The organism is Streptomyces sp. NPDC051315, from assembly GCF_044455165.1.
In the GTDB taxonomy this organism is placed as follows: domain Bacteria; phylum Actinomycetota; class Actinomycetes; order Streptomycetales; family Streptomycetaceae; genus Streptomyces.
In genome coordinates this window covers 25,635-38,780 of record NZ_JBITEN010000014.1, presented here as the reverse complement: position 1 = coordinate 38,780, position 13,146 = coordinate 25,635, and the positions used below count along the sequence as shown (strand labels likewise).

Here is a 13,146-nt window from a genome sequence, read left to right as displayed (position 1 = left end):
CGTCCCGCTCACCCCGGCCACACGATCGCCTGCACCTCGCTGTACGCGTGCAGCGCGTACGAACCGACGTCCCGCCCCACCCCGCTCCGCTTGAACCCCCCGAACGGCGCCTCCATGTTGCGGCCGACGGTGTTGACGCCGACCCCTCCCGCGCGCAGCCGCCGCGCCACCCGGAAGGCCCGCGCGACGTCGCCCGACCAGACGTAGTCGATCAGGCCGTAGTCGGAGTCGTTGGCGAGGGCGATCCCCTCGTCCTCCTCCTCGAAGGGGACGACGACGACCACCGGGCCGAAGATCTCCTCCCGGGCCACCCGCATGTCGTTGGTGCAGTCGGCCAGCAGGGTCGGGGACACGTAGAAGCCCCGCTCCGGGGAAGGGCGTTCGCCTCCCGCCACCACCACCGCGCCCTCCTCGCGGCCGAGTCCGACGTACGACTCCACCCGGTCGCGGTGCTCGGCCGAGATCACCGGCCCCACGACCGTGTCCGGCTCCCCCGGGTCCCCCACCTTCAGGCGGCCCGCGTACGCCGCCAGGCCCTCCACGACCCGCTCGTACACCCCCCGCTGCGCCAGCACCCGCGTCGGGGCGGTGCAGATCTGGCCGCTGTAGAAGGAGAAGGTCGTGCCGATGCCCGTCACCGCCGCGCCGAGGTCCGCGTCGTCGAAGACGAGGGCCGCGCCCTTCCCGCCCAGCTCCATCAGCTGCCGTTTCATGTCCCGCCCGCACACCTCGGCGATGCGCTGCCCGACGGCCGTCGACCCCGTGAAGCTCACCATGTCCACATCCGGTGACGAGACCGCCGTCTCGCCGACCGAGACAGACCGGCCCGATACCACGTTCACCACGCCCCGCGGCACGCCCGCCGCCTCCAGCGCCTCCGCCATGCGGTAGACGGACAGCGGGTCCTGCGGGGCCGGTTTCACCACCACGGTGTTGCCCATGGCGAGGGCGGGGGCGACCTTGCCCGCCGTGTTCGCCCACGGGTTGTTGTACGAGGTGACGCAGGTGACGACCCCCACGGGCTGGCGCACCGCCAGCGCGCCCATCACCCCGGCCCGCCCCATCGGACCGGCCTCGTTGATCTGCGGCGGGATCGCCCACTCGGCCGGCTCCACGCGCGCGTACCGCCGGAAGCGGGCCGCGGCCACCCCCACCTGCATCCCGCGCGCCGTACCGGTCGTGGCGCCCGTCTCCGCCCGGGCGAGTCCGGCGTACGGCTCCAGGTGGGCGCGGATGACGTCCGCGGCCCGCGCCAGCACCGCCGCCCGCTCCTCCGGCGCCGTACGCGACCACGGGCCGAAGGCCTCGCGGGCCGCCGCGCAGGCCGCCAGCACCTGCTCCCGCGAGGCCTCCGGCGCCCAGCCGACGGTCTCCTCGGTCGCCGGGTCTGTCACCGGGTAGTGCCCGGCGGCCGGCTCGACCCACTCGCCGGCCACGAAGAGCCGCTGCCCGTCCCTCACGCCGGACGGGCCGGTCGCGCCGGTCACTTCGTCGCCACCGTCCGCGTGTCCCGCCCCGAGCGCAGCACCCGGCCGGGCACCTCGCCCGTCACCACGTCGCTGCGGAGGGCGGCGACGCCGTTGACCCACACCGCCCGTACGCCGATCGCCCGGGAGTCCAGGCGGGGGCTGTCGCCGGGCAGGTCGTGGACCAGGGTGGCCCGGCCCGCGTCGATCCGTTCCGGGTCGAAGAGGACCAGGTCCGCGTGGAAGCCCTCCGCGATCCGGCCCCGCTCGCGCAGGCCGAACAGCCGCGCCGGGTCGTCCGTCAGCATCTTCACCGCCCGCTCCAGACCGACCAGCTTCCGGCCGCGCAGACAGTCGCCGAGGAACCGGGTGGTGTACGGCGCCCCGCACATGCGGTCCAGGTGGGCGCCGGCGTCGGAGCCGCCCAGCAGCACGTCCTCGTGCTGCCAGGTCTTCGCCCTGAGCGCCCAGGACGCCGGGTCGTTGTCCGTCGGCATGGGCCACAGGACCGTCCGCAGGCCGTCGGCCGCGCAGATGCCGACGAGGCAGGCGAAGGGATCCTGGCCGCGTTCCGCCGCGATGTCCCGCACCACCCGGCCGGTCAGGCCGCGGTTCGCCGCGCTGTACGTGTCGCCGATGACGTACCGCCCGAAGTCCGTCAGCCGGCGGAAGACGCCCGCCTCCCTGGAGCCGGCCCGGCGCAGCATCTCCGCCCGCACGGCGGGGTCCTGGAGCCTGGCGATCCGCTCCGGCACCGGCAGGCCGAGGATCTCGCCCCAGCCCGGGATCAGGTTCAGGGCGCAGAAGGTGCCCAGGGACATGTTCATCGGGGTCAGGATCGGCATGGTCAGGGCCACCACCCGGCCGCCCGCCGTCCGGGCCCGCTCGCTCGCCGCGAGCTGGCGCGGGACACGCTCCGGGACGGCCGCGTCCACGGTGAGGACGTTCCAGTTCAGGGGGCGTCCTGCGGTCGCGCTCATCTCCACCAGCAGGTCGATCTCGGCGTCGCTGAACCGGTCCAGGCAGCCCGCGACGATCGCCTCGATCTGGGTGCCCTCGTGCTCGCCGACGGCCTGCGCCAGGGCCAGCAGCTCGGCCGGCCGCGCGTGCCGGGAGGCGACCGGCTGCCCGTCGCCGTCGGAGTGGGTGGAGGACTGGGTGGTGGAGAAGCCCCAGGCGCCCGCGTCCATCGCCTCGTGCAGCAGCCGCACGATCCGCGCGAGCTGCTCCTCGCTCGGCTGCCCGCCGACCGCGTCCGGGCCCATCACGTACCGCCGCAGCGCGCAGTGGCCCACCATGAAGCCCGCGTTGACGGCGATCCGGCCCTCCAGGGCGTCCAGGTACTCCCCGAAGGAGTGCCAGCTCCAGGGCGCCCCCTCCTCCAGGGCGACCAGGGACATGCCCTCCACCTTGGACATCATGCGGCGGGTGTAGTCGGCGTCCTCGGGACGGTCCGGGTTCAGCGGCGCGAGGGTGAAGCCGCAGTTGCCGGCGGCGACCGTGGTGACGCCGTGGTTGAGGGACGGGGTCGCGTACGGGTCCCAGAAGAGCTGGGCGTCGTAGTGCGTGTGCGGATCGACGAAGCCGGGCGCGAGCACGAGCCCGGAGGCGTCCTCACGGGTCCGGGCGGCCTCGGTGACCTTCCCTACGACGGCGATGCGCCCGTCCCGTAGACCGACGTCGGCGACGCGGGCGGGGGCGCCGGTGCCGTCGACGACGGTCGCGCCCTTGATGACGTGATCGAGCATGGGGCGACTCCTTGAGGTGGGTGAGGGTGCCTGCCTGGGGGCGCGGCGCCGCATCGGCGTACGGCTCCGCCGCGCGGGCGCCTGCGGCCATGACGCGGCCGCCACCCGCCGACGGCGGTCAGGCCCCCTGGCGGAACCGCGTCGTCCGGTGCACGGGATCGGTGTCGATCTTCGGAATGACGTGCTCCCCGATCAGCCGGATCGTCTGCAGCGTCTCCTCCTTCGGCACGCCCACCGGCAGCCCGAAGCTCAGCTGGTCCGCGCCCGCCTGCTCCCACCGCTCGCACTGGCGCAGCACCTCGTCGGGGTCGCCGCAGATCAGCAGCTCCTCCTCGATGAGGAGTTCGACGAACTCGGCGGTGTACGCGGGCAGCGTCTCCGGCCAGACGGGGAAGCCCTCGGGGCGCGGGAAGGTGTCGTGGTAGCGGAAGACGAGCGACGGCAGGTAGTGCAGGCCGCCGTCGACGGCGATGCGGATCGCCTCGTCGTGGGTGGGCGCGCAGATCGCGGTCGTCGTCACCATGACGTTGTCGTTGACGAAGTCCCCGACGGGCTCGGCGTTCACGACGGCCGTCTTGTACTGCTCGAGCACCCATTCCATGTCGGACACCTTCTGGACGCTGAAGCCGAGCACCCCGAGCCCCTTGCGCGCGGCCATCGCGTACGACGGCGGCGACCCGGCCGCGTACCACATGGCGGGGTGGGACTTCCCGTACGGCTTGGGCAGCACCTTCCTCGGCGGGAGCTGCCAGTGCTTGCCCCGGAAGCCCTCGTACTCGTCCTGGAGCCACATCTTGGGGAACTCCGCGATGGTCTCCTCCCAGATCTCCTTGGTGTGGTTCATGTCGGTGATGCCGGGGAGGAAGCCGAGGATCTCGTGGCTGCCAGCGCCCCGCCCGCTGCCGAACTCGAAGCGGTTGCCGCTGAGGTGGTCGAGCATGGCGACCTTCTCGGCGACCTTGACGGGGTGGTTGACCTGGGCGAGCGGGTTGAAGATCCCGGAGCCGAGGTGGATGCGCTGCGTCGCGTGGGCGAGGTAGCCGAGGAAGACGTCGTTGGCGGAGAGGTGGGAGTACTCCTCCAGGAAGTGGTGCTCGGACGCCCAGGCGTACTTGAATCCGGAGCGGTCCGCCTCGATGACGTACTCGGTCTCCTCCATCAGCGCCTTGTGCTCGGCGAGCGGGTCGGTCTCGGCGCGCCTGCCGACGTATCCCTGTACAAACAGCCCGAATTCCAAGGAGGTTCACCGTCCCCAGGTTTTCTGACGCTACGTCAGATTGGCTTGCCGCCGACTGTGACACCGGCCGCGCGGACCGTCAATAGCTGACTGACCGTCAGATGATGCTCACCCCGGCCAGCCATCCCCCGTCGATCACGAACGGCTGCCCGGTGATGTAGGAGGAGTCGTCGCAGGTGAGGAACAGCGCCAGCCGGGCCACCTCCTCCGGGCGGCCGATCCGGCCCAGCGGCACCAGCTTGCGGTACAGCCCGTCCAGTGCCTTCGCGCTCTCCTCGGCGTCCGCCGCCGGGTCCAGGACGGCCGGGTTGGACATCGCGGTGTCGATGGCGCCGGGGCACATCGCGTTGACCCGGATGCCGCGCGGCGCCAGTTCCAGGGCGGCGACCCGGGTGAGCCCGAGGATCGCGTGCTTGGTCGCCGCGTACGCGCCCACCGCCGCCATCCCGGTCAGCCCCGTGTAGGACGCCGTGTTCACGATCGTGCCCCCGTCGGCCATCACCGGCGCCACCGTCCTCATCCCCAGGAAGCAGCCGACCTGGTTGACCCGGACGACCTCCATGAACTCGTCGAGAGGCGTGTCGGTGAGGGCGTTGAAGCGCAGGATGCCGGCGTTGTTGACCAGGCCGTCGAGGCGGCCGTACGCCCGGTGTGCCGCCTGAGCGGCGTGCCGCCAGCCGTCCTCCTCGCGGACGTCGAGGTGGACGTAGAGCGCGCCGATCTCCTCGGCGAGGGCCCGCCCCCGCTCGTCGAGGACGTCGGCGACGACGACCCGCGCGCCCTCCTCGGCGAAGAGCCGCGCCTCCTGCTCGCCCTGCCCGCGCGCGGCGCCGGTGACGATGACGACCCGGCCGTCCAGCTTGCCCATGGCTCTCCTCAGTGGGTGTCCCTCAGGTGCGGGGCGACCTCGGCCCCGAACGCGGCGATCTGGTCGGTGAGTTCGGTGCGGTCGCGGCAGCGGAAGCGGACCTGGATCTGGTTGACGCCCATCGCGCGGTAGGCGCGCAGGGAGGCGGCCAGCCGCCGCGGGGGGCCGGTGAGGGTGCGGCGGCCCACGTCCCAGGCGGGGTCACCGACGTAGAGGGGCTCGGTGATGGCGCCCACGGTGAAGGGTGTGTCGCGGCCGGCCTCCTCGCGCAGGCGCCGGATCCGGTCGATCCGCGCGGGCAGGCGGTCCCTCGGGTCCCCCTGCGGCAGCCAGCCGTCCCCCTTGAGGGCGGCCCGGCGGACGGCCGCGGGGGACGACCCGCCGACCCACAGGGGGACGCGGGGCTGGGCGGGGCGGGGGCGCTGGCCGAGGTCCTCGAAGTCGTACCGCTTCCCGTGGTGGGAGGGGAACTCCTGCGGCCCGAGGGCCGCGCGGAGGGCGTCGATCGTCTCGTCGAGGACGCTGCCGCGCTGCCGGAAGTCGGCGCCCAGGGCCTCGAACTCCTCCGGTACGTGTCCGGCGCCGACGCCGAGGACGAGCCGGCCGCCGCTGAGGTGGTCGAGGGTCGCGTACTGCTTGGCGGTGAGGAGGGGGTGGCGCAGGCCGACCACGGCCACGTGGCTGAGCAGACGGACGCGTGCGGTCACGGCGGCGAGGTGGGCGAGGGTGGCGACGGGGTCGTACCAGACCGTGCCCATGGCGTCGGCCAGGCGGCGCGGAATGGCCACGTGGTCGCAGCAGGCGACGTAGGCGAAACCGGCCCGGTCGGCGGCGCGGGCCACGGCGACCAGGTCGGCGGGGCCGGCGCCGGCCTCCCAGGGTTCGGCGTAGAGGGCGGACTGGGACTGGACCGGGAGCTGGATGCCGTACGCCAGGCCGCCCTCGTGGCCGGCCGGGCCGTCGTGCGGGCCGGTCACCGGGTCCCACCGGGCCACAGGCCCTCCTCCGTGAGGCCCAGCAGGTCGATGGCGTTGCGCCGGACGATCCGCTCGACGACGTCCGCGTCCAGGTGGCCCATCTGCGCCTCGCCGACCTCCCTGGACTTCGGCCAGGTGGAGTCGGAGTGGGGGTAGTCCGTCTCGTAGAGGACGTTCCCGACGCCTATGGAGTCCAGGTTGCGCAGCCCGAAGGCGTCGTCGAAGAAGCAGCCGTAGACGTGCTCGGCGAACAGCTCCGACGGCGGGCGGTGGACCTTGTCGGCGACCCCGCCCCAGCCGCGGTTCTCCTCCCAGACGACGTCGGCGCGCTCCAGGATGTACGGGATCCAGCCGATCTGGCCCTCCGCGTACATCACCTTGAGGTTCGGGAAGCGTTCGAACTTGCCGCTCATCAGCCAGTCGACCATCGAGAAGCAGCAGTTGGCGAAGGTGATGGTGGAGCCGACGGCGGGCGGGGCGTCGGCGGAGGTGGACGGCATGCGGCTGCTGGAGCCGATGTGCATGGCGATCACGGTGCCGGTCTCGTCGCACGCGGCGAGGAAGGGGTCCCAGTCGTCGGTGTGGACGGAGGGCAGGCCCAGGTACGGGGGGATCTCGGAGAAGGCGACGGCGCGGACGCCGCGCTCCGCGTTCCGCCGGACCTCCCGTGCCGCCAGTCCGGCGTCCCAGAGGGGGACGAGGGTGAGGGGGATGAGGCGGCCGTGGGCCTCGGGCCCGCACCACTCCTCCACCATCCAGTCGTTGTAGGCGCGGACGCAGAGCAGGCCGAGCTCGTGGTCGGCGGCCTCGGTGAAGGTCTGGCCGCAGAAGCGGGGGAAGGTGGGGAAGCAGACGGCGGACTGGACGTGGTTGACGTCCATGTCGGCGAGACGGGCGGGGACGTCGTAGGAACCCTTGCGCATCTGCTCGTAGGTGATGACCTCCAGCTTGATCTCGTCCCGGTCGAAGCCGACGGCGGTGTCGAGACGGGTGAGGGGGCGGTGGAGGTCCTCGTAGACCCACCAGTCGCCGATGGGGCCGTCGTCGGCGCCCGGCGTGCCCATGACGGGCTTGAAGCGGCCGCCGAGGAAGGTCATCTCCTTCAGCGGGGCGCGCACGATGCGGGGGCCGGTGTCCAGGTACTTCCTGGGCAGGCGGTCCTGCCAGACGGTGGGGGGTTCGACGGTGTGGTCGTCGACGGAGATGATCTGCGGCAACGGCGTGGCGGGGTGGATGTCCGTGGTCTCCATGGGGGCACGGTAGCGCTGATCTGATGGTCCGTCAGCTAATCCGCCGGCTGGCCCGTCGGCAACCGTGCACGGCCGTCCGCGCGCTCGCCGTGCGGGCGCCGCGGGGCCGGCGGGCGGCGCCCGCGGGCCTTCCCGGGAGCCCTGGGCGCGCTCTTCGGTGAGCGGGTGGGGGCGAACATGTGCGCAGAGCGTGTGGCGGGTGTGTGGACTCCCGCGCGTCGGCTTGTGATCGGCGTCTCTCACGGCTGACGGTTCCCGCATGGACAGGGCAAACTGACCTGGTTGTTCGGAATGCCTAGGGGGACCCCCATGGACGACCGTGTACCGCGCGTGCCGGAGCAGAGGCGTCCCGGCTCGTCGGCGGAGCCGGCGACGGCGCGCTTCGGCGTGCTCGGCCCGGTGCGCGCCTGGCGCGGCGAGGAGTCGCTGGCCACCGGTTCTCCCCAGCAACGCGCCCTGCTCGCAGCCCTGTTGCTGCGTGAGGGCCGGACGGCCACCGCGGCCGAACTGATCGACGCGCTGTGGGGCGAGGAGCCGCCCTCGCAGGCGCTGGCCGCGGTGCGGACGTACGCGTCGCGGCTGCGGAAGGTGCTGGACCCCGGCGTCCTGGTGAGCGAGTCGGGCGGGTACGCGGTGCGCGGGCTCGGCGACGGTTCGCTGGACCTGGCGGTGGCGCAGGAACTGGCGACGGAGGCGGAGAAGGCGCGCGGCGCCGGGGACCTGTGCCACGCGCGGGAGGTGCTGAACCGGGCGCTGGCGCTGTGGAACGGGGAGACGCTGGCCGGGGTACCGGGCCCGTACGCGGAGGCGCAGCGCGTGCGGCTGGAGGAGTGGCGCCTGCAACTCCTCGAGTCCCGGCTGGACATGGACCTGGAGCAGGGCTGCCACGCGGAGGCCGTCTCCGAACTGACGGCGCTCACGGCGGCGCACCCCCTCCGCGAACGCTTCCGTGAGCTGCTGATGCTGGCGCTCTACCGCAGCGGCCGGCAGGCGGAGGCCCTCGCGGTGTACGCGGACACCCGGCGGCTGCTCGCGGAGGAGCTGGGCGTGGACCCGCAGCCCGCCCTGCGCGAGCTCCAGCGCCGGATCCTCCAGGCCGACCCGGACCTCGCGGAGCCGTCCGCCCCGGCGGCCGAGCCGCCCTCGCTGCCGGTGCGCCCGGCGCAACTGCCCGCCACGGTGCCCGACTTCACCGGCCGGGCGTGCTTCGTGACCGAACTGAGCGAGGTGCTGGCGGGCGCGTCCGGACCGGACGGGGCCGGAACCGGACGAGTGATGGCCGTGTCGGCGCTGGCGGGCATCGGGGGCGTGGGCAAGACGACGCTGGCGGTCCACGTGGCCCACCGGGCACGCTCGGCGTTCCCCGACGGGCAGTTGTACGTCGACCTGCAGGGCGCCGGCGCGCGGGCGGCCGAACCGGAGACGGTCCTCGGCTCCTTCCTGCGGGCCCTGGGCACGGCGGACTCGTCGATCCCGGACTCCCTGGAGGAACGGGCCGCGCTCTACCGCTCGGTCCTGGACGGCCGGCGCGTCCTGGTCCTGCTGGACAACGCCAAGGACGCGGCACAGGTACGTCCGCTGCTGCCCGGTACGGAAGGGTGCGCCGCGCTGGTCACCTCCCGGGTGCGGATGGTGGACCTGGCCGGGGCCCATCTGGTCGACCTGGACGTCATGTCCCCCGACGAGGCGCTGGCCCTGTTCACGAAGATCGTGGGCGAGGAGCGGGTGGCCGCCGAGCGGGAGGCCGCCCTGGACGTCGTCGCGGCCTGCGGCTTCCTGCCGCTGGCGATCCGCATCGCCGCGTCCCGCCTCGCCGCCCGCCGTACCTGGACGGTGTCGGTCCTCGCCGCGAAGCTGGCCGACGAGCGGCGCCGGCTGGACGAACTCCAGGCCGGGGACCTCGCCGTGAAGGCGACGTTCGAACTGGGCTACGGCCAGCTGGAGCCGGCCCAGGCCCGGGCGTTCCGCCTGCTGGGCCTGGCGGACGGACCCGACATCTCCCTGGCGGCGGCCGCGGCGGTGCTGGACCTTCCGGCGGAGGAGACGGAGGACCTGCTGGAGTCGCTGGTGGACACGTCCCTGCTGGAGTCGGCGGCACCCGGCCGCTACCGGTTCCACGACCTGGTCCGGCTCTACGCGCGTGCGTGCGCGGAACGGGACGAGTGGCCGCCGAGCGAGCGGGACGCGGCCCTGTCGCGGCTGCTGGACTTCTACCTGGCCACCGCGGCGGGCGTCTACGCGATCGAGCGGCCCGGGGACCGGCTGGTGGACCACCTGGAGCGGACCAGCACCCCGGGCCTGGTCTTCCCGGACCGTCACACCGCCCGGGACTGGCTGTACGCCGAGGCCGTACCGCTCCTCGCCTGCGTGCGGCAGTCGTCGGGCGGCACGACCCTGCGACGGGCGGTCGACCTGCTGTGGGCCGCGGTCGACCTGGCCGAGTCCGGGGCGAACTTCAAGGAGTACGAGGCGTCGGCCACCACCCTGCGCGATGCCGCGCGCGCCGCGTCGGACGGCCGCGCCGAAGGGCGGGCGAACCTCATCCTGGCCAACGCGCGGCACTGGTCGGGCCAGTTCGACCAGGCCGAGCAGGAGGCCCGGGAGGCGCTCAAACTCTCCGGGGCGGCCGACGACGCGCTGCCGTGCTGCTGGGCCGCGAACATCCTGGGGGCCTTCGCCTACTACCAGAACCGGTACGCCGAGGCCGAGGAGTATCTCGAGCGGGCCATCCAGGACTTCCGCGCCTGCGGCGACCTGCCCGGTGCCGCCGCCGCGCTGTGCAACCTCTCCCGTCTGCACCTGGAGACGGAACGCCCGGACAGCGCCGTCCACCTCGCCCGGCAGGGCACGGAGACGTACGAGGAACTCGGGCACTCGCTCAAGGCCGCCAACGGCCACTACGCGCTCGGGATGGCCCTCGGCAAGAACGGCCAGCTCGTCGACGCGGCCGAGCACCTCGGCAAGGCCCTCGACGTCTTCCGGGCCAGCCGTCAGCGGCTGTGGGAGGGCATGACCCTCTTCCGTCTCGCGCAGGTGGACCTCCTGGCCCAGCGGCCCGCCCAGGGCGCGACCAACGCCGAGATGGCCCTCGCCTCGCTGCGGGGCATCGGTGGCGAGTGGCGCCGGGGGAACGTCCTGACGGTCCTCGGCAGGGCGCTGGACGGGATCGGCCAGTCGGGAAGGGCCCGGGTGTGCTGGCACGAGGCCCTCGACATCTACGAGAAGCTGCGCTCCCCCGAGGCCGCCGAGGTGCGCGGCCTGCTCGCGCACGCTCCGGCCGCCTAGGCCCGGCCGGATCCGTTCATCGTTCGTTTATCGCCCCGCGGCATGCTCCTTGTTGTCGGTCCGTCGCGTCGGGGGGCAGACGGACCACGGTGAGGGTCGCCTTACTCGCGATCTAGAGTGGGCGGCTCGAGGGTCCTTCCGGTCACCCTCGGGGGAGTGACCGGAAGGGCCCTCCACAGCTTGAAGGCAACCAGCAAGGGGAGGCACCCGCATGAGCGACACCGCCAGCAAGGACGAGCCGGTCATCAAGCCGCTCAACACGCACATCACCGACGCCGAGGCCGGCACGGTGGTGAAGCCGCTCAACACGCACATCACCGACGCCGAAGCGGGCACGGTGGTGAAGCCGCTCAACACCCACATCACCGACGCCGACGGCAAGAGCGACGGCGGCCAGACCACCCCGGACAACACGCACATCACGTCCGACCCCAGCTGAGGGCTCGGCACGGGGGACCCGGCCGCGGCGGCACGGAGGGGAGGCCGCCGCGGCCGAGGCGTGCCCGGCGTCCGCCGCCGCTCACAGCCGCGCACCACCACCGGCCCCCGGCACCGTGTGGCCAGGCCGTCCCCGTCGGACGGGTGGGGTGCCGCCTTCCCGGGCCGGCGACTGGCGACGACCGCGCTGATCACACCCGCCACCGTTCGTTCACCGCGGCACGGTCCCTTCCCGGGTCCACTCGTCCCGCAGCTGCCCCTTCACCACCTTCCCGCTCGCGTTCCGCGGCAGTTCCGCCACGAACCGCACCTGGCGCGGGACCTTGTAGTTGGCCATCTCCCGCCGCGCCCAGGCGATCAGGTCGTCGCCGGTCACCGGGGCTCCCGGCCGCCGGACCACGTACGCCGTGCCGACCTCGCCCAGTCGCGCGTCCGGGACGCCGATGACCGCGACGTCCGCCACGGCGGGGTGCAGGCCCAGCAGTTGCTCTATCTCCGCCGGGTAGGCGTTGAAGCCGCCGACGATGAACATGTCCTTCACGCGGTCGGTGATGCGGAGGTTGCCGGCCGCGTCCAGGACGCCCACGTCGCCGGTCCTGAGCCAGCCGTCCTCGTCCAGGACCTCCGCCGTCGCCGCCGGGTCCTCGAAGTAGCCGCGCATGACGTGGAAGCCGCGGACCAGGACCTCCCCGGGCACACCCGGTCCCGGCACCGCGCCCTCGCCGTCGACGACCCTCACCTCCGTCCCGGGGATCGCGCGCCCCGACGTCGAGGCGATCACCGACGGCTCGTCCCCCCGGCGGCACATCGTGGCGATGCCGCTCGCCTCCGACAGGCCGTACGCGGTCAGCACGGTCGAGACGCCGAGTTCGCCCCGCAGCCGCTCCACCAGCCGCAGCGGCACCACCGCCGCGCCCGTCACCACCAGCCGCAGCGACGAGAGGTCGTAGGCGTCCCGGGCCGGGTGGTCCAGCAGGGACTGGTGGAGGGTGGGCGGTCCCGGCAGGACCGACACGCGTTCCGAGGCCACGTTCGCCAGGACCGTGTTCACGTTGAACACCGGCTGGGGGATCATCGTCGCGCCGCGCATCAGGCAGGCGAGGACGCCGGCCTTGTAGCCGAAGGTGTGGAAGAAGGGGTTCACGATCAGGTAGCGGTCGCCCCGGCGCAGCCCGGCCAGGTCGCACCAGATCCCGTACGCCCGCAGCGTCTGCGCGTGGCTGATCACCGCGCCCTTGGGGCGGCCCGTGGTGCCCGAGGTGAAGACGATGTCGCAGGGCAGGTCACCGGTCACCGCGTCCGCCCTCGCCCGTACCTCCGCGGCCCCCACGCCCTCCCCGCCGGCCAGGAAGTCCTTCCAGGTACGGAAGCCCGGCGGCGCGTCCTCGGACAGGACCACCACCGTCTCCAGCGCCGGCAGCCCGCCCAGCGGCCCCTCCCCCGGCCCCGTCCCGGCCGCCCGCCGCAGGGACGCCACGTACGACGTGCCGAGGAAGGTGCCCGTCACGAAGAGCAGCCGGGCGCCGCTGCGGGCCAGGACGTCCGCCGCCTCCGCGCCCTTGAACCGGGTGTTCAGCGGGACCAGGACCGCCCCCGCCGACACCGCTCCCAGCGCCGCCACCATCCAGTCCAGGGAGTTGGGGGCCCAGACGGCGACCCGGTCGCCCCGCTCCACACCGTGCGCCAGACAGGCCGCCGCCGACCGCTCCACCCGCGCGCCCAGTTCGCCGTAGGTGATCCGGGTGCGGCCCTGCACCACCGCCTCGGCGTCCGCGTACCGGTGCGCCGCCCACCGCACGAGTCCGGGGACCGTCCCCCACTCCACGTCACCGCGCACGGCAGCCTCCCGACTCCAGAGCTGACTGGTCGTCAGATTA

General features: G+C 73.5%; 9 protein-coding genes. 2 read left to right on the top strand and 7 right to left on the bottom strand.

What is annotated here, in order from left to right; genetic code table 11:
* Positions 1-8 precede the first annotated feature (8 nt).
* The 6 genes from ACIBBD_RS25350 to ACIBBD_RS25325 form a co-directional block, all read right to left on the bottom strand.
* Positions 9-1,487 carry an aldehyde dehydrogenase family protein gene (locus ACIBBD_RS25350; RefSeq protein ID WP_399421819.1) on the bottom strand — a complete coding sequence of 493 codons (1,479 nt, stop codon included), beginning with the start codon at positions 1,485-1,487 and terminating at the stop codon, positions 9-11.
* The gene (locus ACIBBD_RS25345; RefSeq protein ID WP_399421818.1) at positions 1,484-3,214 is read right to left on the bottom strand and encodes an amidohydrolase family protein; all 1,731 of its coding nucleotides are present in this window, start codon (positions 3,212-3,214) and stop codon (positions 1,484-1,486) included. Before ACIBBD_RS25345 ends, ACIBBD_RS25350 begins: the two co-directional genes overlap by 4 nt.
* A 118-nt stretch (positions 3,215-3,332) precedes the next feature.
* Complete coding sequence (locus ACIBBD_RS25340) at positions 3,333-4,451, bottom strand: LLM class flavin-dependent oxidoreductase (protein ID WP_399421817.1); 1,119 nt, start codon at positions 4,449-4,451, stop codon at positions 3,333-3,335.
* Between the two features lie 97 nt (positions 4,452-4,548).
* Positions 4,549-5,319 (bottom strand): SDR family NAD(P)-dependent oxidoreductase, encoded by a 771-nt coding sequence (locus tag ACIBBD_RS25335; protein ID WP_399421816.1) that lies wholly within the window; start codon positions 5,317-5,319, stop codon positions 4,549-4,551.
* An 8-nt stretch (positions 5,320-5,327) separates the two neighbouring features.
* Positions 5,328-6,314 (bottom strand): LLM class F420-dependent oxidoreductase, encoded by a 987-nt coding sequence (locus tag ACIBBD_RS25330; protein ID WP_399421815.1) that lies wholly within the window; start codon positions 6,312-6,314, stop codon positions 5,328-5,330.
* Positions 6,293-7,546, bottom strand: a complete 1,254-nt coding sequence (locus tag ACIBBD_RS25325) for an amidohydrolase family protein (protein ID WP_399421814.1) — start codon at positions 7,544-7,546, stop codon at positions 6,293-6,295. The genes ACIBBD_RS25330 and ACIBBD_RS25325 overlap by 22 nt, the downstream gene beginning before the upstream one ends.
* 309 nt (positions 7,547-7,855) lie before the next feature.
* Here ACIBBD_RS25325 and ACIBBD_RS25320 point away from each other — a divergent pair, with 309 nt between their 5' ends.
* Together ACIBBD_RS25320 and ACIBBD_RS25315 are read left to right on the top strand one after the other, a co-directional pair.
* Positions 7,856-10,831: a BTAD domain-containing putative transcriptional regulator gene (locus ACIBBD_RS25320; protein ID WP_399421813.1), complete on the top strand. Its 2,976-nt coding sequence runs from the start codon at positions 7,856-7,858 to the stop codon at positions 10,829-10,831.
* 211 nt (positions 10,832-11,042) lie between these two features.
* Complete coding sequence (locus ACIBBD_RS25315; protein WP_399421812.1) at positions 11,043-11,270, top strand: hypothetical protein; 228 nt, start codon at positions 11,043-11,045, stop codon at positions 11,268-11,270.
* Positions 11,271-11,480: 210 nt separating this feature from the next.
* Here ACIBBD_RS25315 and ACIBBD_RS25310 read toward each other — a convergent pair whose 3' ends face one another.
* Positions 11,481-13,106 carry a FadD3 family acyl-CoA ligase gene (locus ACIBBD_RS25310; protein ID WP_399421811.1) on the bottom strand — a complete coding sequence of 542 codons (1,626 nt, stop codon included), beginning with the start codon at positions 13,104-13,106 and terminating at the stop codon, positions 11,481-11,483.
* Between the last annotated feature and the right edge of the window lie 40 nt (positions 13,107-13,146).